At 61.8% G+C, this 24,818-nt stretch carries 20 protein-coding genes; 3 read left to right on the top strand and 17 right to left on the bottom strand.

Annotation, left to right across the window (positions count from 1 at the left end):
* Positions 1-1,217 (bottom strand): DUF4347 domain-containing protein (locus AC07YV_RS27750; protein WP_146025424.1); only part of this gene is annotated, 1,217 nt, incomplete at its 3' end.
* A 56-nt stretch (positions 1,218-1,273) separates the two neighbouring features.
* Positions 1,274-2,119, bottom strand: a complete 846-nt coding sequence (locus AC07YV_RS27745) for a sulfotransferase family protein (protein ID WP_102702434.1) — start codon at positions 2,117-2,119, stop codon at positions 1,274-1,276.
* Positions 2,120-2,426: 307 nt separating this feature from the next.
* Here AC07YV_RS27745 and AC07YV_RS27740 point away from each other — a divergent pair, with 307 nt between their 5' ends.
* Both AC07YV_RS27740 and AC07YV_RS27735 read left to right on the top strand, forming a co-directional pair.
* Positions 2,427-3,014, top strand: a complete 588-nt coding sequence (locus tag AC07YV_RS27740) for a phage tail protein (protein WP_102702419.1) — start codon at positions 2,427-2,429, stop codon at positions 3,012-3,014.
* Positions 3,015-3,068: 54 nt separating this feature from the next.
* The gene (locus AC07YV_RS27735; RefSeq protein ID WP_102702420.1) at positions 3,069-3,380 is read left to right on the top strand and encodes a DUF6916 family protein; all 312 of its coding nucleotides are present in this window, start codon (positions 3,069-3,071) and stop codon (positions 3,378-3,380) included.
* 23 nt (positions 3,381-3,403) lie between these two features.
* On the opposite strand, the gene AC07YV_RS27730 is transcribed toward AC07YV_RS27735, so the two are convergent.
* The 15 genes from AC07YV_RS27730 to AC07YV_RS27660 all read right to left on the bottom strand — a co-directional run bounded on the left by AC07YV_RS27730 (position 3,404) and on the right by AC07YV_RS27660 (position 22,455).
* Complete coding sequence (locus tag AC07YV_RS27730; protein ID WP_102702421.1) at positions 3,404-3,901, bottom strand: GNAT family N-acetyltransferase; 498 nt, start codon at positions 3,899-3,901, stop codon at positions 3,404-3,406.
* 11 nt (positions 3,902-3,912) lie between these two features.
* Complete coding sequence (locus AC07YV_RS27725; RefSeq protein WP_102702422.1) at positions 3,913-6,009, bottom strand: site-2 protease family protein; 2,097 nt, start codon at positions 6,007-6,009, stop codon at positions 3,913-3,915.
* Positions 6,010-7,329 (bottom strand): efflux RND transporter periplasmic adaptor subunit, encoded by a 1,320-nt coding sequence (locus AC07YV_RS27720; RefSeq protein WP_102702423.1) that lies wholly within the window; start codon positions 7,327-7,329, stop codon positions 6,010-6,012.
* Positions 7,326-8,105 carry an efflux RND transporter periplasmic adaptor subunit gene (locus AC07YV_RS27715; RefSeq protein WP_102702424.1) on the bottom strand — a complete coding sequence of 260 codons (780 nt, stop codon included), beginning with the start codon at positions 8,103-8,105 and terminating at the stop codon, positions 7,326-7,328. The genes AC07YV_RS27720 and AC07YV_RS27715 overlap by 4 nt, the downstream gene beginning before the upstream one ends.
* A gap of 79 nt (positions 8,106-8,184) precedes the next feature.
* Positions 8,185-9,597, bottom strand: a complete 1,413-nt coding sequence (locus AC07YV_RS27710; protein ID WP_494990378.1) for an efflux transporter outer membrane subunit — start codon at positions 9,595-9,597, stop codon at positions 8,185-8,187.
* 61 nt (positions 9,598-9,658) lie between these two features.
* Positions 9,659-10,723, bottom strand: a complete 1,065-nt coding sequence (locus AC07YV_RS27705) for an HlyD family secretion protein (RefSeq protein WP_102702425.1) — start codon at positions 10,721-10,723, stop codon at positions 9,659-9,661.
* 26 nt (positions 10,724-10,749) lie between these two features.
* On the bottom strand, positions 10,750-12,270 hold the full coding sequence (locus tag AC07YV_RS27700) for an MFS transporter (RefSeq protein ID WP_102702426.1): 1,521 nt from the start codon (positions 12,268-12,270) through the stop codon (positions 10,750-10,752).
* A gap of 215 nt (positions 12,271-12,485) precedes the next feature.
* Positions 12,486-13,403 (bottom strand): LysR family transcriptional regulator, encoded by a 918-nt coding sequence (locus tag AC07YV_RS27695; RefSeq protein WP_102702427.1) that lies wholly within the window; start codon positions 13,401-13,403, stop codon positions 12,486-12,488.
* Between the two features lie 93 nt (positions 13,404-13,496).
* A complete protein-coding gene (locus tag AC07YV_RS27690; RefSeq protein WP_007977620.1) occupies positions 13,497-14,363 on the bottom strand; it encodes an ABC transporter permease in 867 nt (288 codons plus the stop codon).
* Positions 14,364-14,384: 21 nt separating this feature from the next.
* Positions 14,385-15,245 (bottom strand): ABC transporter ATP-binding protein, encoded by an 861-nt coding sequence (locus AC07YV_RS27685; protein WP_102702428.1) that lies wholly within the window; start codon positions 15,243-15,245, stop codon positions 14,385-14,387.
* A 5-nt stretch (positions 15,246-15,250) separates the two neighbouring features.
* On the bottom strand, positions 15,251-16,276 hold the full coding sequence (locus AC07YV_RS27680; RefSeq protein ID WP_102702429.1) for an ABC transporter substrate-binding protein: 1,026 nt from the start codon (positions 16,274-16,276) through the stop codon (positions 15,251-15,253).
* A gap of 18 nt (positions 16,277-16,294) precedes the next feature.
* A complete protein-coding gene (locus tag AC07YV_RS27675) occupies positions 16,295-17,182 on the bottom strand; it encodes a TauD/TfdA dioxygenase family protein (RefSeq protein ID WP_102702430.1) in 888 nt (295 codons plus the stop codon).
* Between the two features lie 370 nt (positions 17,183-17,552).
* Complete coding sequence (locus AC07YV_RS27670) at positions 17,553-18,917, bottom strand: HlyD family type I secretion periplasmic adaptor subunit (RefSeq protein ID WP_102702431.1); 1,365 nt, start codon at positions 18,915-18,917, stop codon at positions 17,553-17,555.
* Positions 18,907-21,063, bottom strand: a complete 2,157-nt coding sequence (locus tag AC07YV_RS27665; protein ID WP_102702432.1) for a type I secretion system permease/ATPase — start codon at positions 21,061-21,063, stop codon at positions 18,907-18,909. The genes AC07YV_RS27670 and AC07YV_RS27665 overlap by 11 nt, the downstream gene beginning before the upstream one ends.
* A 42-nt stretch (positions 21,064-21,105) precedes the next feature.
* Positions 21,106-22,455: a TolC family outer membrane protein gene (locus AC07YV_RS27660; RefSeq protein ID WP_102702433.1), complete on the bottom strand. Its 1,350-nt coding sequence runs from the start codon at positions 22,453-22,455 to the stop codon at positions 21,106-21,108.
* A 357-nt stretch (positions 22,456-22,812) separates the two neighbouring features.
* Between AC07YV_RS27660 and AC07YV_RS27655 the strand changes: the two genes are divergently transcribed.
* On the top strand, positions 22,813-24,818 hold a 2,006-nt coding region (locus AC07YV_RS27655), incomplete at its 3' end, for a retention module-containing protein (protein ID WP_494990377.1).

Genomic DNA, 24,818 nt, shown 5'->3' with positions numbered 1-24,818 from the left:
CCACCGCCACCGCCACCGCCGTAAAACGCGCCCGTCACACCACCGCCGCCACCGCCACCAGAAGCGGCGTTGGAGGTCACGGTAACGTTGTTCAGGGTCAGAATCCCTGCGTTGAAAATCCCCCCGGCCATCGCGCCCGAGGCACCGTAGCCACCGTTGCCGCCCGTACCCGACACCAGGCCACGGGTGATCACCAGGCCATCGAGGGTCACGGTGCTGCCGGACGCCACTTCAATCACTCGAGTCCTGTACTGGCCGTCAAGAATCACGTCGGCCGCACCGTCGTTGTTCAAGTCGCCATCAACGGTGATGTTCTTGTTGATCAGCAACTCGGACGTCAGCTGCACCGTCATACCGCTGCTGAAGGTGACGATATCGCCGTTCTGCGCCGAGGCCAGCGCTGCGCGCAACGAACCGACTCCGGTGTTGGCGTTGTTGGTGGCGGTCCAGGTGGCCAGGCCCCACTGATAGTCGCTCATGGCCATGGTCGAGAGGACGTTGGCGCTCTCGATGTTGCCGGTGGCGATTTCCAGATCCCAGTCACCGCCAATACCCGTGCGGTTGTTCGAAGCCGCTACATCGCGGCCGGTCATTTGCGCCAGCGAATCGACGAAACTCAGTCCACGCTCGCCTTCGGCGGTGTAGCAGCCGTAGATCAGGATGTCGCCGCCGGCGTTGATGTCCTTGCCGATTTCCGCCAGCACCGCGCTGCGGGCGGCGACGTTGTCGGCCGACAGATAGCTGTCGCCCAGCCACAGGTCGCCGGCGTTACCGTGGGCGATGATCTGCACCGAGCTGATGCCCTGATGCTGATCCAGGTATTGGGCAATCTGTTGCAGCCCATCCTTGCCCGCGTCCAGTTTCACGACCTGGGTCCCGGGGGCGGCGCCTGTAAGCAGGCTGTCGGCATCTTTCACCCGGGAGTCGACGAACACCACGCTCTGCCCCGGCACCGCAACGGGGCTGGCCGCCGGTGTGGCATCGGCCTGGCCATGGGTATCCTTGCTCGCCGTCGGGTGATCGGCGGTCGGCGCCTTGGCGGCATCGGCTGTGGAATGGCTGTCGGCCTGGGCGGCGGTATCGGCCACCGTGGCGGCAACGGCACCGTCGAACAGCATGCGCGGTTCCAGGGACATGATCATGGGCGCCGCTGGCGTCCGCTGGCCTTCGGTTACCCGTGACTTTGCCTTTGCTCCGCCAAAAATGCTCCACCACATGCTGCTCACCCGAACTCGAACGAATGTACGTAACGCATCAATGAAAAACGCCGCGATCAAATGTTCGCGGCGTCGGACTTCATACGAATGACGTTGGCGGCGCTGGCAGAGCCATCGAGCCAAAAGGACAAATCTGAGTATTGCTTGAACAGATCCGGCGGCAGAATGGTGCGCCGGGCCTGTACGGCAACCTTGGGCCTGACCTTGTGCAGGCCGGTTACCCCGAGGGCCTGGTCGAATTCCGGGGCGTCGTACGCCAGGTGCTCAAAGTCGTGCTCGAACCAGGGTTCGTCGATAAAGTCATAGACCAGCCGCAACACCCGCTCCGGTGCCTGGGTCAGCAAGTCATAGTCGATGATCAGCAAGGAGTCGGCGTGTTCGCCGTAATAGGCTTCCTTGAGCGCCGCCCAGGCAAAACCCACCAGGCGATTGCGTTGGGCCAGGGTTTCGCAACGGCTGTAGACGGTGTTGCGCTCGACGGCATCGCCGAAGAGCTTGGTGTTTTCATAGGGATTGGCGCGGTAAAGACGCTCGATGCTGTCCATGATCCAGGCGACATTGCGCACACAGGCAATCACCTTGGCCTTGGGAAACAGATCGTTGATGGCCGGCAGCTTGGCGCTCCAAAGGCGATTGGTGTCGAACACCACCGGTTTGTCGGCCTTGTCGGCGTAGAAGGAATCAAACAGACCGCGCAACAGGCGGCGGCGCATGTCGATGTCGATCACTGCGCCGAACTCGCTGCCAGCGCTGCACTGGTCCAGAACACCGGAAAACAGGGAACCCACGGGGCTGGTCATTCCGGCATGGAAACGCGGGTTCTGCAAAAGAATGGCAGAAAGTAGCGTCGAGCCTGAGCGTGGCAAACCGGAAATAAAATGGAACTGGTGCAATTCCTTCACCATGGCGTTAAGTCCTTTTTGTAGGACAAAGCGTAGTCGATCGATGAAGTTTCGACTAGTGGTGTTTTGATATCAATTTGAAGCTAAACCAGCTTGATACCGAGCTTTGCGCAATCAGTGAAGGACGTTAACGATGACTGTCTTGGGGAATGCGTCCATCGGGCAAACACAGCCTCGCCACGACACCCATAATCTGCGTCTACGCTGTGGCGTGGCGTGACCGAGCCACGTAAAGGAAAAGGAGTCGACACCCCAGTGTCTGGCAGCCGCGTGGCGCGCCAACCACCAACCTGAAGGATGAGGATTCATGGAAGTATTTATCGGCACTATCCAGCCTTTCGCCTTTGATTTCGCCCCCCAGAACTGGGCCCTTTGCAATGGCCAGACGTTAAGCATTTCGCAATGGAGTGCATTGTTCTCGCTGATTGGCGTGAACTACGGCGGCAACGGCCAGACCACCTTCATGCTACCCAACCTGCAAGGTCGATTACCGATGGCCCAAGGCACCGGCACCAATCTCAGCACGCGCACCATTGGCGAGATTTCCGGCACCGAAAACGTCACCGCGACCATCGCCAACATGCCCAACCACACCCACCAGATGTCCGGACTGACCGCCACCACGACCCTGCAACTGGCCAACCCCTCGAGCAATCCCGTGAGCGTGCCAACGGCAACCAACTCGTTCATCGGCGCTTCAAGTGGCGGACCGGGGACGGCGAATATCTATTCGGATCAACAAGGAGCAACGGCAGTGGCACTCCAGGGCGTGAGCACCACCGTCACCGGTGAGATTGCCTCCACTGGCGGGACCCAGCCCATGAGCGTGATGAACCCGTTCCTGGTCATCAACTTCAGCATCGCTCTGCAAGGGTATTTTCCATCGCGTGGCTGAGGGTTCGCCGGGGGCCGCGCGCCCCCGGCACTGTTCACTTTTCGGAGCCTGATCATGTTGCAAGCGGTTCAAAGCCATCATTTCCAGACCCTGCTGGGTCAGACCGTCGCCCTACGCCTGCCCGACGGCAGCGAATTGTCGGTGCAGATCGAACACCTTGAGGACTCACCCCGCGCCCGCATGCGCAACAGTGAGCGCATGCCATTCAGTGTCGAGCTCAACAGCCTGGTCCCGACCGATTTTGTGGACGGGTTATGCACGCTGCAATTGCCGGAACTGGGCAAAGTGGAAAACATTTTCGTTTCCCGAGTGCCGTCGATGGGACGTGATCCGCAGCGAGGCTACTTCTACATCGCCTTCAACTGACCCTTTTCTGGCTCGCAGTGCCTTCAGCCTTGCGGATACCACACCAGTCGTTTTGCCGCGACGTTGTATTCCTGCACGGCAAAGCCCAGGGCCAGGTAATGCCCAAGCGCATGGGGATTGCTGGCCCAGACCACCGTCGCCACCGGGCAACGAATCTGTTGGGCGGCTTTCTGCACCCCCTGCAGTACCGCCCGCCCATACCCCTGCCCCCGCGCCGCCGGGATAAAGGCCAGATACAGCACGCGGATCTCGTTCGCCCCGAAATTAGTGCTCAACGCGCCGATCGCAGTACCAAGCTTCTCAACCACGTAATGCATCGCATTGGGGAAGTTTTCACCCAGACCTTGCTCCTGCACCTGGAACTGCTGGGCCACAACCTGCTCGACCACCTCCACGCTGTCGTCGATCCATTGCAGGTCCGGTCGGGCCGATTGATACAGGCGCTGCAAAAAAGGCCCGTCACTGGCTAGCGAAGGCCGTACCACCAAGCCTTCGGCTGCCACAGCATTGTTGTTCGCCATCGTCGCTCTCCTTAAAAACCGCTTTCCCTGACCCCCAGCGCCGCCATGCGCCGCCAGGCGACCCCCAATAACGACTCGCCGCTGCCCTGCAACACTGCCACGCCACGCAATGGCTGCACCGGCGTCGGCGCCGGTTCGAGGGTCATCAACCGCGCACCGTACTGCGCCTGTACCGGCTCGGCCCGTTGAGACTGATCGCGGCGCACGGCAATCGGCCCGTGGTGATCGGACGTCAGCGCCTCCTGATCGACAAACGCCGCACCATTGGTATCGATTTCGCTCAGTTGCACGGCAATCGCCGGGTGCATCGGATCGTCCGCGATAAACCGTCCGGTAGCACCCGGTGCCACGCGCCAGAGCTCTGCCTCGGCCAGATAGCCGCGCAAGCGCACACCCCGCTCGACGACCCGGGCCAGCGGCTCCCGGGTCGACAGCCAGCGCCCCACCGCCCATTGCGGCAGCAGATCGCGGACAGTGCCGGCATGGGGGGCGCGCAATAGCAAACGCTCGCGCTGAGCCGCCAGCCCCCGGTATTCCGCGACCGCTTCGGCCAGGCGCTGCTCGACGATCCCGGCATCGGAAGCCGTTTCGCTGCGGCCGGCCTGACGACGCATCTGCAACTGCTGAATCTCGATCTCCCGGCGCGCGATGGCCTGGCGCGAATCGAGATCCGGAGACTCCAGTTCGATCAGGACATCGCCCTGCGCCACCGACTGCCCGTCATATACATTCACCGCCTTGATCCGTGCTGCCACTGGCGCATGCAAGGTGCTGACCCGTCCCGCTTCGAGCATGGCCGGCACCTCGACGGCACTGCGCCACGGCAGGATGAGCAGCAGCAACAGCCCGAACACCACCAGGCTGCTGAGCAGCACCCGCGGCCCATGCGCCTGCTCGCGGCGGCTCCACCACTGGCGCCATTCACTCATGATGGGCAGAAAGATGAACCACACCAGTTCCACCAGCATCAGGAAGATTCCCAACACCTTGAAGAACAGGTGGTAGACCGCCAGAGCGATCCCGAAAAACAATGCCGCGCGCCATAACCACGAGCCATACCCCCAGATCAGCAAACGCCGTTGCATCGTCGGCGACCAAGGCTCCGGCGCCGTGGCACCGTAGCCGAACAAAAACTCGCGAAGGCGCCAGCGACACAAGGCAAACGCCCGGCCTTGCAGGTTATCGACCTGCCAGAAATCGCTGAGCAAAAAATAACCATCAAAGCGCATGAACGGGTTGAGGTTGACCACCAACGTCGTGATCCACGTAGCACTGGCGAGCATGAACGCCGCGGTGCGAGCCGGCCCGTCGGGCAGCAACGACCACGCCAGCAAGGCCATGCACGCCAACAGCAACTCGGCCAGCACACCGCCCGCGCCAATCAGCAACCGGGCCTTGCGATCATTGACGCGCCAGGCATCGCTGACATCGGTATAGAACATCGGCAGCAGCACCATGAACGCCACGCCCATGCTCTGAACCCGGCACCCGGCGCGCTTGGCCATGAACGCATGACCGAATTCGTGGCAGAGCTTGGCGAAGAACAGGGCCACGCCAAACGCCAATGCACCGCCAAGGCTGAACAAATGCGGAAAGGTCGCGATAAACCGCTGCCAGTCCCGCGACACCAGAAACACCCCCAACCCCAGCACAGCGGGCAATCCGTAGCGCAGCGCCCGCGGGCCAAAGCGCTCCAGCCATGGCCAGGCACGGTTGAGAAAACGCTCGGGACGCCACAGCGGAATACGAAAAAACAGGTATTGATGCAGCAGCTGCTGCCACAGGCTCTGGTGCTGGGCAGCCGCTTTAAGGCTGTAACTGGCTCGCTGCTGGGGATCGAGGGCGGTAATCAGGTCGTGGCCGCGCAAGAACACCAGCAACTGCTCAAGATCTGCAGCGTCCAGTACCAGTCCCGGTTCACGATTGGCCGCTTGCAGGACTTGCTCGGGTTCACCCAGCGACCAGTGGCGCAACAATCGCATCGCCGTGGTACCGAGCTTGAAGTAACGCCCCCGCACCGGGTCGGCCAGCGTCCAGCAGGGCGCGCCGTCCAGTGCCGGCGCTGCCGGGAATAATTGCAGGTCGGCACGCAGGCCGGGCAGGCTCATTTACAGGCCCACGCTCTGACGCAAACCGGCCAGGGGTCGACGCAGCAGGTACAACGCCAGCGGCGCCCGGTCACCGAAGATTTTCGCCGTGCCGCGCAAACCGATGCGCGGGGGTACCGCGTCGAAAATCGCATCCAGGCGATAGGCCAATTGCCCGCCCGCCGTGGGCTGCGCTTCATAAGCCGAACGTTCGAGCCTGGCCAGATGCCGTTGCAGCGGGTCACTGTCGAGGAACAAGGCGACCTCGGCACCGGGCTCCAGGGAAATCGCATCGCCCACGGCCAGTTCGATACGCAATTGCGCCTGAGCCGGATCGGCGATTTCCATCAACCGCTCGCCCGTCTGCACGGGCTTGCCGGTCCAGCGTTCGGCATCGGCAAATACCGCGATGCCATCGCGCTCGGCGCGCACTTCGCTGCGCTTGAGCAGTTCACGGGCGTAGTCACGCTCGGCGCGTTTCTGTTCGACCCGGGCGGCCAGCAAATCCAGTTTCGAGCTGGACTCGGCATCGGCGAACGAGCGCTGGGAGTTGGCCTTGAGTTCCGCCTCGGCAACCCCAAGGGCGCGTCCGGCGACATCGGCCTGAGCCTTGAGCGTGGTGCTTTCGAAGCGCAGCAGCAGGTCGCCGGCCTTCACCGTCTGGTTGGGTTTGACCAGGAATTCGGCTATCACACCGTCCAGCGGCGCCGCCACCACCCGACCACCGAGCGGCACCACTTCGGCTGGCGCCAAAACGGATTGGCGCACCGGGATCAACAGCCCGAGCAATAGCATTGCCACCAGCAATGCCTGGCGTTTGCGCGTCCAGCGCAGGCGCCACGGCTTGCGCGGTTGCAACGCCTGCCAGGCGTGGCTGTAGGTATCGCCCAATTGCGACAGCAGCACTTGTTCGCCAGGGTTCCACGGAACATCCCGGGCCAGCCACAATCCGCCGAACACTGCGCCCTGGCGATCGATCAGCGGTAGCCAGAACACCTGCGCAGCCGACAGGCTTTGCCATTCCACCTGCAGCGATTCGCTGAGGAGGTCGGCGGCAATGACCCGCGCCTGCTGCAATTGCGAGCCTTTGAACAATTGCGCCACGGCCTGCTCGACGAACGCGACAAACGGCGAATTCGGTTCCACCGCGCTGACACCGGTCACGGCCTGCACCTTCCCGGCGATCAACAGTGCCGCATGGCGAAAGCCAAACAGTGCCTGGCCATCATTGACCAGGCTGTAGGCCAATTGGGCAGGCGTTCGGGCTGCGCGGGTCTGGCGCTCCAGATCAAGAAAACGTGCGAACACCTGTTCGGCACCGCCGCTCACCGGCGCGTTCACTTGAACTCCGCGAAATGCGCCGTGCCGCTCATGCCCGCCAGCAACCCGCTGGCGTCAGGCACGTTGGCCACCAGCAGCAAGGTCTGACTGCCTTCATCGATTCGCGCGCCCAGGCGCTTGACCGTCGCGGCCAACGGCTTGCCGGTTTCATCGGGAACAAAACTGAAGGTCTGCCCGGGCTTGAGTCGGGCCATCCAGCGCGAGGGCACCAGCAGGTGGATTTCCAGGGTGCGATTATCGACCACGTCCAGCAATGGCGCGCCGGCCGGAACGCTTTCATAGCGCTGTACCTTGCGCTCGACGACCTGGCCATCGAACGGCGCCAGCACGCTGCAACGCTTGACCTGCACTTGATACACCTGGGACTGCGCCTGGGTTTCGCTGACCTTGGCCTCGGCACGTGCCACTTCGAAACGCCCGACCGAATTCAGCGCGGCCAGTTGCCGGTTGTGCGCCAGTTCTTCACCTGCGCCACGGCTGGCCGCTTGAGCGGCATTGAGCTGCGCCTGATAGGCCGAGCAATCGAACCGCGCCAGAGTATCGCCCTTCTTGAACGACTCCCCCTCGCTGAACGGCAATTCGACAATCCGCCCGGGCACCTCACTGGCCAGTACGGCCTGGTCCCTGGCGCGCAATACACCACGGGCCTCGGTGCTGGTCGCAGCACTGGCGCCTGCATCCATTTGTGCAAGCGGATCGTCTACTCCAGGCGTTTGCGCCTGGACAACGCTCGCGACGAAGACCCATCCCAACCCCAACACACAGAAAATCCGCATGACCGCACTCCCTTTCGGATCAACGGAGTCTACGACAGCGGTGACTAGCGTCAAGCAGATGGCCATCATTGCCTGTGTATTAACGCTGCGCCGTCTCGCTCGACGGATACACCGACTCCCAACCCCCACCCAACGCCTTGTACAACCCGACGGCCGCCAGCGACACGCCGGTCGAGCTCTCGACCCACTGCTCCTGCGTGGCCAGCAACGCCCCTTGCACGGTGAGTACGGTGACGAAATCCACCACGCCCTCCACGTACTGCTGTTGCGCGGTGTCCAGCGCAATGCGGTTCTGACGCACGGCTTCGGCAAGGCTGTCGCGGCGTAATTGGCTGGCGTTGTAGGCGGTCAGTTGGTCATCGATTTCATGCCAGGCGCGCAACACGGTTTGCTGATAGGCAATGGCCGCTTCCTGTTGTTGTGCTTCACGCAATTGGAGCACACCACGCAATCGGCCCCCGTCGAACAACGGCAAGCTCAATTGCGGGCCGATCCCGAATGAACGCGAACCCCAGGAGCCAAAATCGCTCAGTTGCATGGCCTGGGAGCCGATGTTCCCCGACAGGATGATTCGCGGATAGAATTCCCCCTTGGCCACGCCAATGCTGGCCGTGGCGGCATGCAGTCGCGCTTCGGCCTGGCGAATGTCCGGTCGACGCTCAGCCAGTTGCGAGGGCAAGCCAATGGCGACCTGGCGGGGCGTTTGTGGCACCGGGGCGTCTGTGGATAACTCCGCCGCCAATGCCTGGGGTGCTTCGCCCATCAACAGGCTCAGGGCATTGATCAGTTGCCACTGGCGCTGCTCCAGCGCGGGCAGGCGCGATTCGATGGCGGCCACCTGCGCGGCGGCTTCGGCGACATCCAGATCCGTCGCGACGCCGTCGGCCAGGCGCAGTTGCGAGAGCTTCAGGCTATGGCGGGCGACGTCGAGGTTCTGTTCGGTGACGAGCCGGGTGTTCTGCACACCGCGCAATTGAATGTAGTCCTGGGCGGTTTCGGCCAGCACCGACAGCAGCACACCACGCCGGTCGTTCTCGGCGACCTCCAAGGTGGCGTCGGCTGCTTCGGTTTCCCGACGCACGCGGCCCCAGAAGTCGAGCTCCCAGGAAGCGGAAAAGCCGGCATTCCACAGGTTGAAAGCGGATTGGCCGTTGTGTCCCGACGGGTCGTTCAAGCCTTCAGCACTGCTGCGATTGCGCCCGTAACTGCCACTGGCGGCCGTGTTGGGGTAGCGGTTGGCAGTGATGACCCGGCGGACCGCACGACTTTGCTGCAAACGGCTGCCGGCCAGCTTCAGGTCGAGGTTGTCGGTCAGGGCGCGCTGGCTCAAGGCCGAGAGTTTCGGGTCGTGGAACACTTCCCACCAGCGCTCGGCCATTGTTTCGGCGATGGCCTGGCTGGTGGCTGCCTTTGATGGTTTTGCCCATTCGGCGATTTGTGGGGTTTCGGGCTTTTGGAAGTCAGGGCCGACGGTACAGGCGCTGAGGCTCATGACGAGCAAGGCACTGAAGGTGAGTGGCTGCCACTGCCCTCTTCGCGAGCAACGAAAATCTTCATCGCTGAACAACCTCTTTCGCCTCGGCGGTGGCCGTATCAATACTCGCCTCCACCGACATCCCCACCCGCAAGCGCTCGGCCAGCGACTGCCCCGGCTCCAGCACAATCTTCACCGGTATCCGCTGTACCACCTTGGTGAAGTTGCCAGTGGCATTGTCCGGTTTGATCGCGGCGAACGTCACCCCGGTGGCCGGTGCGATGCTTTCGACACGACCGTTGAGTGCCGCACCGCCCAGGCTGTCGACGCGCACCTGCACCGCCTGCCCCGGTTGCACATCCGTCAGTTGCGTTTCCTGGAAATTGGCCATCACATAAGCCTGCGCCAGCGGCACCACGGCGAGGATCTTGCTGCCCGGCGTGACGTAGGCACCGACCCGCACCGCGCGTTCTCCGACCATGCCGTCCTGTGGCGCCACGATCCGCGTATAGGACAACTCGTAGCTGGCCATTTCCAGCTTCGCTTGCGCCCGCTTCAGACCGCCTTGCGCCGCATCGCGCTGGGCCGTCAGGATCTCCACCTGCTTGCGCTCCGCCGCCAGCACTGCCGTGGCGTTAGCCAGACGTGCGCCGGCCTGGTCGATGCGCGTTTGCGCCTGTTGCGCATTTTGCACCGTGCCGGCGCCCACCCCGGCGAGGTGCTTGTAGCGGTTCAATTCATGCTCGGCAAAGGCCATTTCCGCCTTGGCCGAAACCACCGAAGATTGCGCCTGGGCAATCACCGATGCCTGGCGCTCCAGAGTCGCCCGGGCGTTTTGCAGTTGCGCCCTGGCCACCAGCGTTTCGGCGTCGGCGGCCTGGGCGGCGGCGCGCAAATCCCGGTCGTCGATCAGCGCCAGCAACTGGCCCGCCTTGACCTGCTGGTTGTCCTCGACCAGCACTTCCTTGATAAACCCGGCGACCCGCGGCACGACCAGGGTGAAATCCGCCGAGACGTAAGCATCGTTGGTGTTCTGCTGGGTACGCTTGCCGAACAGGCCGGGCATTGCCAGGTACAGCGCCCCACCGACGACCAATGCGACGGCCACGGCCACCGCGACTTTCTGCTTTGCTTGGGTGTTCATAAAAACCTTCTGTTTCAGTGGAGCATTCAGGTCGGTGTGCGCGGCGGATAAATCCGCGTCGGCAGCCAGAAAATCAGCAGGATCAAGGTCACGGCGAGACCGGCCATGCACAGGTAAAGATCGGAGGACGTGAGCACCAGCGCTTGTTCATGCAGACGATGAGCGAGACTTGCGCTGTCGCGTTCGGCCAGCGGCGAGTTGCCGAGGCGATCGACCAGCATGGTCGAGTGAAAATGCAGACGGGCCGTGGTCAGCGCTTCGATCACCCCGGTAGCGATGACCGCCGATAGGCCTTTGACGGTGTTGAACCAGGCCGATGCGAACGGCCCTTGCATCGGGTTGATGCTGCCAGTGGACAACATCAGCAGCGGCAATACCGCCATGGGCTGACCGAAAATCTGCAGCCATTGCAGCACATAGAAATCGTCGCGAATCCACGCGGACGTCAGTTGCGAGCCGCCGACGCACGACAACGCCAGCATGCCCAGGCCGATGCCCAACACCCAGCGGCAATCAACCCAGCGAAAGTTGCACAGCGCCGCCACCAAAGGCAGCGCAAGCAATTGCGGCAGCGCCGCCAGCAGCATGATCGGCGCGGTCTGCACCGGGCGATAACCCTGGACCTGCGCCAGATAGCTGGACGGAATGATGATCACCGCCTGCAACACCACCAGCACGCCCGCCAGGGTCAGCAGCGCGAAAGACAGGTTGCGGATGCCGAGCATTTGCATCTTGAAAAACGGTATCGGCTGCGACCACTCGCCGCTCAAAAACAGCACCAGCAGCAACAGCCCGCCACCGAGCAATCCGCAGATCAGGTTCGACTCGAACCAGTCCAGACGGTTGCCCTGCAGGATGCCGATCACCAGCATGCAGATGGCGGGAAAGCCCAACAGCAATCCGCGCCAGTTGAAGGACTTGAAGCGCTCCAGGCGCAGCGGGTCCTGGGGCAGGCCATACGCTACCGCGGCCATGGCAATCAGGCACGGTGCGATGATTTGCCAGAAGGTCCATTGCCAGCCGACGTAGTCGGTCCACAGCCCGGCCAATGGCGTGCCCAGGCCCGGGCCGAACGTCGCCGTCAGGGCATAACCGGCCAGGCCATACAATTTCACGTTGGCGGGCAGAAACCGCAGGGCCACGGTCATCAACATGGGGGGCAGTGCGCCGCCCGCCAGGCCTTGCAAGGTGCGCAGCAACAGCAGGCTTTCGTAATTCGGGGCGAAGGGGCACAACACACCCAACAGGGTGAACAGGCTGATGGCGCACAGGGTGAAACGCCGCAACGAGAACGTCACCGCACACCACGGCGCAAACGCCATGGCCGCCACCGACGTCGCGGTGTAACAGGCGACCAGCCAGGTGCCTTCGTCGTAGCCGATGGCCAATGCACCACGGATGTCGGCGAGCGCGACCTTGGTCACCATCTCGTTCAGGCCCGACACCAGCACCGCCAGCAGCACGCCCACCAGGCCGATGATGATCCGTGGGCCGAAAACCGGCGGTGCGGCTGCAGCAACGGGTGCCGTGACCGTAAGGGAAGTCATGTACTGCGAGCTCCGGCGTGGAAAGACCGAAGCATTCTAAAAAGCGTGATGCCTGACGAAAATCAACTTATTGGCAGGTTATAAGTGCGCCAAACGCAACAATACCCTCCTGTGGGAGCGAGCTTGCTCGCGATAGCGGCAGGTCAGCCAATAGGGATGTCGAGGCTGCCGGCCTCATCGCGAGCAAGCTCGCTCCCACAGGGGAACTGATCAGCTCATGGTTGAGCCGCCAGCCACGTCTCATCGCAGCAGGTTTTCAGGGTTTCACGCAGCCAGCGGTGCGCCGGGTCCTTGTCGAAGCGCGGGTGCCACGCCTGGGTCAGCATCAGGGTCGGCAACGGAATCGGCAGGTTGAACGAGCGCAGTTTCAACCCCAGTCGCCGCACACTCAGCAAGGCTTCCTTGGGCACCGGCAGGATCAGGTCGGAATCGGGCAAGGCAAACATCGCCGCATGAAAGCTTGGCGCGATCACCGCCACCCGCCGCTCCAGGCCCAGGGCATTGAGCGCGGTATCGATCGGCCCCCGGGCAATGCCGCGCCGGGACATGCTGATATGGGAATAACCGGCATAGCGCTCTGCCGTGATCTCTTCGTCCAGCAGCGGATGATCCTCGCGCACCAGGCCGACGAAGTGGGTGGAAAACAGGTTCTGAACCTTCACTTCCGGGGTCAACGGCCGTGTGTTGCTGACGCTCAGATCGATCCGCCCTTCGCGCAAGGCCTCATCATCGCCATCGCCTTCCGGGACGAAACGCAATTCGCAGTGCGGCGCCTGCCGGTCGAGGGTGTCGAACAACCTGCCGCCGTAGACACCGACAAAGAAGTCATTGGCCCGAATACTGAACCGCCGCCGCAGCGAACTCAGCTCCACCGCATCGGCCGACCGAAACAGCAACCCGGCCTGCTCCACCACGCTGCGCACTTGCTCGCGCAATTCCAGCGCCTTGGGTGTCGGCACCAGGCCACGGCCGGCGCGCACCAGGATTGGGTCGCCAATGGCCTCGCGGATGCGCGTCAGCGTCCGGCTCATGGCCGCCGGGCTCAGGTTCATCCGCCGCGCCGCCCCCACCACACTGCCCTCGTCGAGCAAGGCGTCGAGGGCGACCAACAGGTTCATGTCCGGGAGTTGCATGCAGGGCACTCATGACCGATCAGGATTGATCCAGGTGCAATGCTAGCAGATCAAGAGATCGCAGCCTTCGGCAGCTCCTACAGAGGCATGCGATCAGCGCTGCATCCCCCAGCGCTTCACCGTCACCCGCTCCAACGAATCAAACACCAGGTTCTCCACCAGCAACCCAATCAGAATCACCACCGCCAGGCCGGCAAACACCTTGTCGGTGTACAGCTCATTGCGATTCTGAAAGATGTACCAGCCCAACCCACCCTTGCCGCTGGTCGCGCCAAATACCAACTCGGCAGCAATCAACGTCCGCCAGGCAAACGCCCAGCCGATTTTCAACCCGGCGAGGATCGACGGCAGCGCCGCCGGGATCAGGATGAACAGCACAAAACGCATGCCCTTGAGACCATAGTTGCGCCCGGCCATGCGCAGTGTTTCCGAGACGCCGAGAAACCCGGCGTAGGTGTTCAGCGCCAAGGCCCAAAGCACCGAGTGCACCAGCACGAAAATCAGACTGTTCTGCCCCAGGCCGAACCACAACAGCGCCAGCGGCAATAGCGCGATAGCGGGCAACGGGTTGAACATCGAAGTCAGGGTACTGAGCAAGTCGCGACCGAATTGCGTCGACACCGCCAGCGTCGTCAGGCCAAACGCCAGGACGATGCCGATCAGGTAACCCTTGAGCAACACCACCAACGAGATCCACACCTTGCCCAGCAACTCGCCACTGAGCAGGCCGTCGTACAGCGCGTGAGCGGTCTGCAAGAAGCTTGGCAGCAGCAGATCGTTGTTCTGATAGCGCGCAACAGCCTCCCAGAGCACAGCGAGCAACACCAGGATCAGGCTTTTACGCAACCAACCCTGTTGCCACAGGCGTTGCCCAAGGGGTAGTTCACGCTCCAGCGGCACGCTGGTCAGTGGCTGCAAAACCGTTTCGAACGCTTCACGCGGGGATGATAAATGGCTCATCGGGCCCTCCTCTCAACGGGATCAATACGCGATGCGGATGTCAGCGAAATCCAGCTCATGCTCGGCTTGCGGCGATTGACCTTCGTCGAACAACAGCCGATGAATGCGGCGCGCCGACTCCTGAAACGCCACACCGCCGAGGCTGTGCAAATCGTATTGGTGGCTGTGCACTTCCGCCCGCACTCGCCCCGGATGCGGTGACAGCAACAGAATGCGGTTACCCACCACCAGCGCCTCTTCGATGGAATGCGTGACGAACAGCAGCGTGAAGCGCACCTCTTCCCAGAGCAGCAGCAGTTCTTCCTGCATCTTGCGTCGGGTCAGCGCATCAAGGGCGGCGAAGGGTTCGTCCATCAGGAGGATTTTCGGCTGCATCGCCAGCGCCCGGGCGATGGCAACCCGAGCCTTCATGCCACCGGACAAGGTGTGCGGATAGGCATCGGCAAACGCCGCCAGACCGACCTTCTCCAGATAGTGCAACGCCCGCGCTTCAGCCTCTTTGCGCTTGAGGGTTTTCGAGGCCAGCAGCGGAAACATCACGTTCTGTTTGATGGTTTTCCACGGTGGCAGTTGATCGAACTCCTGGAACACCACGATCCGGTCCGGCCCAGGCGCATCGACGCGCTGGCCTTGCAGACGGATCTCGCCTTCCACGGGCTGGATGAAGCCGGCGGCGGCCTTGAGCAAGGTCGACTTGCCGCAACCGGAAGGCCCGAGCAGGACAAAGCGGTCTGCCGGGTCGATCTCGAAGCTGACTTGATGGGTCGCCCGCACCACCCGCTGCGGCGTGTGGTACTCGAGGCTGACGTTATCGACCGACAGCAGCGCCTGGGCTGCCGCGATCGGATTGCTGACCGTGTGGCCTTGCAAAGGGGCGTTCATTTCGGTCAGCTCCCTTGCAGCGGCTTGGCGTCCTGGAAGAAATAATCCTTCCACGAGTCCGGTTTGTTTTTGATCGCGCCGACACGGTAGAGGAACTCGGCCAACGGGTAAGTGTTTTTCGGCGTGACGCTGAACTCGAACTGCGGGTTGTCGATGATTTTCAGCAACGCGGCGCGGTCGATTTTGGCCTTGGTCACGCGGATGTAAGTGTCCGCTGCTGCGCCTTTATCGTTCTGCGCAAACTGTGCGGCCTCGGTCAGCGCTTCGATGAAGGCTTTGTAGGTTTTCGGGTTTTCGTTGCGGAATTTCTCGGTGGCGAACAGCACCGTCGGTGAGTTCGGGCCGAGCAGGTCATAAGTGTTCAGCACCACGTGTACATTGGGGTTTTCCAGCGCCTGATCCTGGAATGGCGGGTTGGAAAAGTGCCCGGTCAACTCGGTGCCACCGGCTACCAGCGCCGCTGTAGCGTCGGGGTGCGGAACAGCGATGGTGTACTTGTCGAGGCGATTGAAATCCTTGTCGCCCCACTGCCTGGCGGCCGCGTATTGCAGGAAGCGCGACTGTACCGACACGCCCACCGCCGGCACCGCGATGCGGTCCTTCTCGGTGAAATCGGCAATGGTCTTGACCTTGGGGTTGTTGCTCACCAGGTAGTACGGGAAGTTGCCGAGGGAAGCCACGGCCTTGACGTTCTGCTTGCCGTGGGTGCGGTCCCAGATGGTCAACAGCGGGCCGACACCGGCACCGGCAATGTCGATCGAGCCGGACAGCAGCGCATCGTTGACCGCCGCGCCGCCGGAGAGCTGGGTCCAGTCGACCTTGATGTCGATTCCTTCCTGCTTGCCGTACTTCTCGATCAGGTTCTGATCGCGCACCACGTTGAGCAGCAGGTAGACGATGCCGAACTGTTCGGCGATGCGGATTTCACCTTCGGCATGGGCCACGGTCGGCGCGACCAGGCTGCCGGCGATCAGACTGAAACCCAGGCCGATGGCGGCGGCCAGGGGTGCAAAGGGCAGACGTTTGGACATGATCAATTCTCCGGCAATTCAGAAAGGCGCGTCGCCCTGGATGGTGGTGCGAAACAACTTGCGGCGCAGATAGCTCTGGCATCCGGCGGCAAGGTGGATCAGCGAGCGGTTGTCCCAGAACACCAGGTCATGGGGCTGCCACTGATGGCGGTAGATGTTTTGCGGCAACACGCTGTGGGCGTAGAGTTCGGCCAGCAGTTGCTGGCTCTCGTCCTCCGGCAGGCCAACGACGCGGGTGGTGAACCCCTCACTGACGAACAAGGCCTTGCGGCCGTTTTCCGGGTGTGTCCGCACGACCGGGTGTACCACTTCCGCGACCTGGGCCAGTTGCTCCGGGGTCAGGGTCGGGCGCCAGTTGCCTTCGAATTTGGTTTCGCTGTAACGCGCCGTGTAGGAGTGCGCGGCCGAGCGGCCTTCCACCGCTTTGCGCAGCGCCTCGGGCAGGTTGTCCCAGGCCTTGTGCATGTCGGCGAACAAGGTGTCGCCGCCCTCCGCTGGCAGCTCCTGGGCATGCAGCATCGAACCCAGGCTCGGCAGTTGTTTGTAGGAGAGGTCGGAATGCCAGAACTTGCCGGCGTCGCCCAGGCCGATGTTCTGGCCGTTTTCGACGATGTTGGAAACGATGAGGATTTCCGGATGCCCTGCCAGCAGGAACTGTTTGAGCACGTGGATCTGCAATACGCCAAAACGACGGCTGAAGTCGATGTGCTGTTCGGGGGTGATGCGTTGGTCGCGGAACACCACCACATGATGGTCGAGGTGCGCGCGGTGAATGCGTGCGAAGTCCTGATCATTGATCGGGCGGGACAAATCGAGGCCGAGGATTTCGGCGCCCACCGCTCCGCTGAACGGGCGGATTTCAAAGCATTGTGGCGCGATGCTTGGCGAAGCTGAAGCTGCAGACATAAATCACTCCCACGCACGGCACGCTCAAGGGCGCGCGCGTCGATCAGAAACTCACGGAGGTCCCGTGTTGGTTCGTGTCGTGCGGCGCGCCGATTGGTCGGCAGGTACGCAGGAGGTTGACTTTATAGGTATAAGAATTGAATTTTAAATACCGTTAATGAATAACGATATGGCGATTGCTAAGGGACTGTGTGGATTGCGGAGTGACGTTATTTGTCACTTACTGACAGGGTTGTGGTGTTTTTCCTGGCCCCATCGCGGGCAAGCCCGGCTCCCACAGGTTTCTGTGTCAAACACATGATCGTGTTTCAACAGAGAACTTGTGGGAGCCGGGCTTGCCCGCGATGAGGCCAGTGAATTCACTAAAGATCTAGCGCTCGTGCAGCGCCTCGGCCCGCGCGCGGATGATCGGCTTGAGCAGGTAGCTGAGGACGGTTTTCTTGCCGGTGATGATGTCCACGGAAGCCACCATCCCCGGAATGATCAGCAAGGGCTTTTCGTCGGTGCCCAAGTGGCTGCGGTCGGTGCGCAGCTTGATGATGTAGTAGGTGGTTTTCTTGTCTTCGTCGGTAATGGTGTCGGCACCGATCTGTTCCAGCTTGGCCTTCAGACCGCCGTAGATGGTGTAGTCATAGGCAGTGAATTTCACCGTCGCTTCCTGCCCCGGGTGCAGGAACGCGATGTCCTGCGGGCGGATCTTCGCCTCGACCAGCAAGGTGTCGTCCAGCGGCACGATTTCCACCAGGTCGCTGCCTGGCTGGATAACCCCGCCGATGGTATTGACCAGCAGCTTGTTGACGATACCCCGCACCGGCGAGGTGACCAGCGTCCGGCTGACCCGGTCTTCCAGGGCCTTGCCGGTGGCCTGGGCCTTGTTCAGATCGGTGCGTGCTTCATTGAGTTGGGTCAGGGCTTCGCTACGGAACTTGCCGCGAGTTTCGTCGATCTTGCGCTGTACTTCCTTGATCGCCGACTCGGCTCGGGGTATAGCCAGGGTGGTAGCGTCGAGCTGGCCACGGGTCTCCGCTTCGGCACGCCTGAGGCGCAGGACTTCCACCGGTGATACCGCGCCCTGGGCCACCAATGGCTCGGACATGCTGATTTCCTGACGCTGGAAGCCCAACTGCTGGCGGTATTGCGCCTGCTTGGAGGTGAACTCGCGCAGCTCTTGCTGGCGCTGGATCAACTGCTCCTGCAAGCCGCCAATTTCGTCGTGCAACTGCTGGCGGCGGCTGATATAGAGCGACTCTTCGCTCTTGGCCTGACCTGGCACAGCCTTGAGTACATCCTCGGGGAAGTTCAGCGGACGATCGTCGACCTCGGCACTCAGGCGCTCGACCCGCAGCACCATCGACAACCGATCGGCCTCGGTTTCACCGACGTTCGACGCAAATCGCGTGTCGTCCAGGCGAAGCAGCGGTGCACCGGCGTCGACGATCTGGCCTTCCTTGACGAACAGCTCGGAAATGATACCGCCCTCAAGGTTCTGGATTTTCTGGATCTTCGACGATGGAATCGCCTTGCCATCGCCCTTGGTCACTTCGTCGATGACCGCGAAGTTGGCCCAGAGCATCAGGAAGACGAAGAACGCGATGATCGCCCAGATCGTCAGCCGCACCACACGCGGCGCATCTTCGATCAACGCCTTGTTGACCTCCGGCAGCGGCTGGCCCTGGAGCGAAGAGGAGCCCTTGAAGTAGCGAAGGATCGAACCCTTACCCGACTTAAGCAACACTGATCTGCCCCTTCTTCAACGCTTCCATCACCGCAGCTTTCGGGCCGTCGGCGAGTATCTGCCCGCGGTCGATCACGATCAGCCGATCCACCAGCGACAACAGCGATGCCCGGTGTGTCACCAGCACCACGGTCTTGTTTTCGATCACGGCGGCCAGACGCTGCTTGAGGCGCTCTTCACCGGTGTTATCCATGGCACTGGTCGGTTCGTCGAGCAGCAGGATCGGCGGATTGAGCAGTAGCGCACGGGCCAGGGCCACGTTCTGCCGCTGGCCGCCGGAGAGGTTCTGCCCGCGCTCGCCCACTTGCAGCTCATAACCCTGCGGATGCAGGCGCGCATATTCGTGGACACCGGCCAGCTCTGCCGCTTGCAGCACCAGTTCATCCTCGACATACCGCGCACCGGAAACCAGGTTGTCGCGCAAGGTGCCGGCGAGCAGCTGAATGTCCTGGGGCACGTAGCCGATGTTGTAGCGCAGCTCACTGACGTCGATCTGGCGGATATCCACACCATCGACCAACAGCGAGCCATCATCCGGCTGATAGAGCCCTACCAGCAGTTTGGCCAGCGAGCTCTTGCCCGAGCCACTTCGGCCAATGATGCCGATTTTCTCACCGGGCTGAATCGACAGATTGATGTTCTTCAGCGCCAGGTTCTGCTGTTGGGGGTAGGTGAAATTGAGCTGGCGGCATTCAATGGCGCCCTGCAATATCTTGCGGCTGAGCGGGCGTTCTTCGAAATTGCGCTCCTGGGGCAGTTCCATCATTTGGTCGACGGACGTCATGGTCACCCGTGCCTGCTGATAGCGCGTCAGCAACCCGGAGAGCGACGCCAGCGGGCTGAGCGCACGGCCACTGAGCATGTAGCAGGCAATCAGGCCGCCCATGCTCAGGTGACCGTCGATGATCTGGTACACACCGAAGACGATCATGATCACCCCGGCCAGTTGCTGGATCAGCAAGGTGATGTTCATCGCCAGGCCGGACAGCATCTTCACCCGCAATTCAAGGCGACTGAGGGTGCCGATGGTCTGTTCCCACTGATACTGGCGCTCGCTTTCGGCGTTGTTGACCTTTACCGCATCCAGCCCGGCCAGGGTTTCGATCAGGCTCGACTGACGCTCGGCCCCCAGCGCCATGGTCCGCTCCATGGTCGCTACCAGAGGTTTCTGCAACGCATAGCCGATGGCCAGGGCGATCGGGAATGCCAGCACCGGTATCCACACCAGATGGCCGCCGAGGATCGCGATAACCATGAATATCAGCAGGGTGAACGGCAGGTCGATCAGGCTGGTGAGGGTCAGCGAGGCGAGGAAATCGCGCAGACTCTGAAATTCATGGATGTTCTGGGCAAAACTGCCGACCCGTGCCGGCCGGTACTTCATGGTCATGCCGACGATTCGCTCGAACAGCGTGGCCGAGATAATCAGGTCGGTTTTCTTGCCGGCCAGATCCAGGCACAGGCTGCGCAGGCTTTTCAGGATCAGGTCGAAGAGGTAGGCGCCAGAGATGCCGACGGCCAGCACCCATAGCGTCGCTTCGGCCTGGTTCGGCACGACACGGTCGTAGACGTTCATCACGAACAACGGCGCGGCCATGGCAATGATGTTGATCAGGAAACTGGCGGCAATGGCGTCGGCGTACAACCAGCGCGAACGCTTGAGAGTGTCGCGAAACCACGAGCGCGCACGCGGAATCAGCGTGCCGTGATTGACGTCGAATTTGTGCTGCGGTTGGGCAAAAAAGACTTTGCCGGTGTAGTCGTCGGCCAGCAACTCGCGGCTGACCAGGGACTCACCGCCATCGCTTTCGCTGAGCAGCACCCGCACCTGATCTTCGCCTTGCCAGCCGAGCAGGACGGCACTGCGACCGTCCTTGAGCAGCAACAATGCCGGCATGGCAATCGCTGGAATATCCTCCAGCTTGCGCTGCAGCACCCGACCTTGCAGCCCCGCGCGAGCCGCCGCACGTGGCAGCAGCTCGACACTCAAACGCTGCTCGGGCAGCGGCAGGCCGGTGGTGAGCATGGCCGCGCTGGCCGGTTTCTGGTGCAGCATGCAAAGAGCGAGCAGACCATCCAGCAACGGATCGTCATGCAACGCGCGCGGATCATGAATGAGTTGAACCCGACTGACTTCTGATTCCACGCTCGGCACTCTTGGCTAACAATTGAACAATGAAGGTCCTGCTCAATTCATACCGGGCAATTGGACCTTGGGCTTCACGTCGTTCTGCACAACGGATGCCAATGGTGCGACCACTCCCTGGCTCTTGAGCAACTCGCCCATGGTCGCCTTGATTCGGTACTGAGTAAATAACTGAATGTTCTTGATCTCCGCCAGACGGCGAGAAGAGGAGAACAACTCGTTCTCGCTGTCGAGCAAATCGAGCAGGGAGCGCTCGCCCAGGGTGAACTGACGCTGATAAGCGGTACGCACCGCGGTGCTGTGATCGACGTATTGCTGAGCGATCGGCACCTGGGCATTGGCGTTGTTCAGGGCGTTCCAGGCCAGGCCCAGCTCTTCATTCAATTGGCGCAGGGCATTGTTGCGGATATCCAGCGCCTGGTTCGACAGGTAGGACTTGGATTCCAGATCGGCCTTGTTGCTGCCGCCGGCATACAGGTTGAAGCGCATGCGCAGCATGGCCTGCCATTCGTTGTTGTGGCCGTTCTGACCATCGATATCGTTGTCGGCGGTGCGACCCAGCTCAGCATCAAAGCGTGGGTAGAAGGTCGACTTGGCTGTGTCGTACTGCTTTTCGGCGGCGGCGATGTCGGATTCGGCCGAGCGCAGGATCGGGCTGTTTTCCAGCATCTGCGCGCGCGCTTCATTCAGGTTGGCCGGCATCAGCGCCAGGAAACTCGCCGGGCGCTCCAGTTGATCGGGCATCTGGCCGACAGCGGACAGGTAGTTGGTCTCGGCATCAGCCAGGTTGGTCTGCTCGGTGATCAGGTTGTTGCGCGCCTGGGCCATCCGCGCCTCCGCCTGATCGAGGTCGGCGCCACTGCCGACGCCTCGCTGGGTGCGCAGCTGGATCTGGTCGTAAATGCGTTGGTGGCTCTTGAGGTTGTCCTCGGCCAGGCGCACGAATTCGCGACGGGTCAGCACGTCGAGATAGACCTGGGCCACGGTCAAGCCGGTACGCTCGGAAGTACTCAGCAGCGAATAGGCACGGGAGTTGACGGTGGCTTGTTGACGCCCGACTTCGCTGGTCGTCGCAAAACCGTCAAAAACCATTTGGGTCAGTCGCAAGCTCGATTCACTGCGATTCAGGGTTTCGAAGTGATTGTTGCTGCCGTCTCGCGTCGTCACGCTATCGGTGCCTTCACGACCATATCCGCCCAGCAGGTCGACCCGTGGCAAGTACCCGCCTTTCGCCGCCTTCAACTGATAATCAGCCGCCAGCCGGCTGTTGACGCCGGCCTGGACCTCCGGATGGACATCCAGCGCTTGTTGCATGGCTTCTGGTAAGGATTGCGCCTGGACGAAAGACGCGGCGAGGGCGAAAGGTAGAGCCATGAACAAAGGCGAACGCATTGTAGGAATTTCCCAGGACTTCTTGTCTTGAATCACGGCTGAAAAGCGCGCGGTGTCGGAAGATGGCAAGCGGAGTGACCGTATGTCGGAAAGCTCAAAAGCGGAACTGGATCACATACCGAAGACAGGGTCACAGCTCAAATATCAATGTGACATTACTGGGACGATTGTTTAGGATGGCTCCAAGAAGGTCAATAGTTTGGCATAAAGTTAATAGCGAAAAAATATAGCCAAAATATTGACGAATTGCAGCGTCAAACTTGTGCATCTATTTTGCAATGAACGTCCAGTCTGGTCGGCGTAGGCGCCATCAGGTCTATGGAAGTCAACTGAACGTGACACCCCGGAGAGTCTTCAATGAGCAGTGTTGTTGCCATCGTCAAAAGCATTGTCGGTCAAGTTTTCGTGGTGTCCCCAGAGGGCATCCGCCGCGTTCTCGTTGAAGGCGACAAACTGTTCGCCGGGGACCAGATCGACACTGGCCTTTCCGGTGCCGTGTCCCTGGAACTGGCCGATGGCCGCACACTCGATCTGGGCCGCGACACCCAATGGAGCGCTGACGCGCCGGACTCCAGTGCTGACCTGGCAGCCGCCACCGCACAAGCCGCGCCGTCCGTTGAAGAGCTGCAACAGGCCATTGCCGCCGGTGCCGACCCGACCAAAGACCTTGAAGCCACCGCCGCGGGCCCGACTGCCGCAGGTTCGGGTGGTGCCGCCGGGGGTGGTCACAGCTTCGTCATGCTCGACGCCACGGCTGGCCGCGTCGACCCGACCATCGGCTTCCCAACCACCGGTCTTGAGTCCACGGCTGCTCCCACTACGCTCGATACTGGCAACCAGAACACCACGACCCTCACGACCTTCAACGCTCCGAGTGTACTGACCGCGGATACGGGCACTCTGGCCGAAGACAGCATCGCAACGGGCAACGTACTGAACAACGATAGCGATACCGAGACGCCGCTCAGCGTCACCAGCTTCACCATCGCCGGCGTGACCGGCAGTTTCATCGCAGGCCAGACAGCGACCATCGTCGGCGTTGGTACGTTGACCATCGGTGCCAATGGCAACTACACCTTTACTCCGGACGCCAACTACAACGGTGCCGTACCGCAAGTCACGTACACCACCAACACCGGCTCGAGCAGCACGCTGGACCTCACCGTGACAGCGGTCGATGATCCGAGCGTTTTGGCTGCAGACACCCAAACCATTGCTGAAGACACCACCGCGATCGGCAATGTGCTGAGCAACGACAGCGACATCGATAACGCCCTGAGCGTGGTCACCTTCACCATCGACGGTGTTCCTGGCACCTTCACAGCGGGCCAGACGGCGACCATCGCCAACGTCGGCACCTTGGTGATCGGGGCCGACGGTGCTTACACCTTCACACCGGACGCCAATTACAACGGCACGGTGCCGACCGTCAGCTACACCGTCACCGACGGCTCAACCTCGACGCTGAACATCAACGTCACCCCTGTCGACGACAACTTTATCGATGCCAGTGAAAGCGTGACCACCGCTGAAGATGCCCCGGTGACGGGCAGTGTGTTGACGGGCACCTCGAGCGTCGACGGCCCGGTCAGCGTGGTCAACTTCACCATTGACGGCGTTCCTGGCACTTTCAACGCCGGCCAGACGGCGACCATCGCCAACGTCGGCACCCTGGTGATCGGGGCCAATGGCGCTTACACCTTTACTCCTGCCGAGAATTACAACGGCAACGTGCCGACGGTGAGCTACACCGTCACCGACGGTTCGGGCAGCAATGTCACCTCGACCCTGAACATCGACGTGACGCCGGTCGACGACAGCTTCACCGACCTCAGCGAAAGCGTGACCACCGCCGAAGACACCGCCGTGACCGGCAGCGTACTCACCGGCACCTCGAGCGTCGACGGTCCAGTCAGCGTGGTGAACTTCACCATCGGTGATACCACCTACGCCGCCGGCCAGACCGCGACCATCGCCAATGTCGGCACCCTGGTGATCGGGGCCAACGGCACCTACACCTTCACGCCAGCCGAAAATTACAACGGCACGGTGCCGACCGTCAGCTACACCGTGACCGACGGTTCCGGCAGCGATGTCACTTCGACCTTGACCATCAGCGTCACCCCGGTCGACGACAGCTTCACTGACATCAGCGAGAACGTGACCACCGCTGAAGACACCGCCGTGACCGGCAGTGTGTTGACGGGTACCTCGAGTGTCGACGGTCCAGTCAGCGTGGTGAACTTCGCCATCGACGGCGTTCCTGGCACTTTCAACGCCGGCCAGACCGCGACCATCGCCAATGTCGGCACCCTGGTCATCGGCGCCAACGGCGCTTACACCTTCACCCCGGCCGATAACTA

This window comes from Pseudomonas sp. GW456-E7 (assembly GCF_059424105.1).
Note: the sequence above shows the minus strand (reverse complement) of the source record. Positions and strands in the feature narration are given on the sequence as shown.

What these genes read in the sequence shown, in the direction of transcription:
- AC07YV_RS27740 (WP_102702419.1), top strand. Translation starts at nt 2,427, where the DNA reads ATGGAAGTATTTATCGGCACTATCCAGCCTTTCGCCTTTGATTTCGCC.
- AC07YV_RS27735 (WP_102702420.1), top strand. Translation starts at nt 3,069, where the DNA reads ATGTTGCAAGCGGTTCAAAGCCATCATTTCCAGACCCTGCTGGGTCAG.
- AC07YV_RS27730 (WP_102702421.1), bottom strand. Translation starts at nt 3,901, where the DNA reads ATGGCGAACAACAATGCTGTGGCAGCCGAAGGCTTGGTGGTACGGCCT.
- AC07YV_RS27725 (WP_102702422.1), bottom strand. Translation starts at nt 6,009, where the DNA reads ATGAGCCTGCCCGGCCTGCGTGCCGACCTGCAATTATTCCCGGCAGCG.
- AC07YV_RS27715 (WP_102702424.1), bottom strand. Translation starts at nt 8,105, where the DNA reads ATGCGGATTTTCTGTGTGTTGGGGTTGGGATGGGTCTTCGTCGCGAGC.
- AC07YV_RS27710 (WP_494990378.1), bottom strand. Translation starts at nt 9,597, where the DNA reads ATGAGCCTCAGCGCCTGTACCGTCGGCCCTGACTTCCAAAAGCCCGAA.
- AC07YV_RS27705 (WP_102702425.1), bottom strand. Translation starts at nt 10,723, where the DNA reads ATGAACACCCAAGCAAAGCAGAAAGTCGCGGTGGCCGTGGCCGTCGCA.
- AC07YV_RS27700 (WP_102702426.1), bottom strand. Translation starts at nt 12,270, where the DNA reads ATGACTTCCCTTACGGTCACGGCACCCGTTGCTGCAGCCGCACCGCCG.
- AC07YV_RS27695 (WP_102702427.1), bottom strand. Translation starts at nt 13,403, where the DNA reads ATGCAACTCCCGGACATGAACCTGTTGGTCGCCCTCGACGCCTTGCTC.
- AC07YV_RS27690 (WP_007977620.1), bottom strand. Translation starts at nt 14,363, where the DNA reads ATGAGCCATTTATCATCCCCGCGTGAAGCGTTCGAAACGGTTTTGCAG.
- AC07YV_RS27685 (WP_102702428.1), bottom strand. Translation starts at nt 15,245, where the DNA reads ATGAACGCCCCTTTGCAAGGCCACACGGTCAGCAATCCGATCGCGGCA.
- AC07YV_RS27680 (WP_102702429.1), bottom strand. Translation starts at nt 16,276, where the DNA reads ATGTCCAAACGTCTGCCCTTTGCACCCCTGGCCGCCGCCATCGGCCTG.
- AC07YV_RS27675 (WP_102702430.1), bottom strand. Translation starts at nt 17,182, where the DNA reads ATGTCTGCAGCTTCAGCTTCGCCAAGCATCGCGCCACAATGCTTTGAA.
- AC07YV_RS27660 (WP_102702433.1), bottom strand. Translation starts at nt 22,455, where the DNA reads ATGCGTTCGCCTTTGTTCATGGCTCTACCTTTCGCCCTCGCCGCGTCT.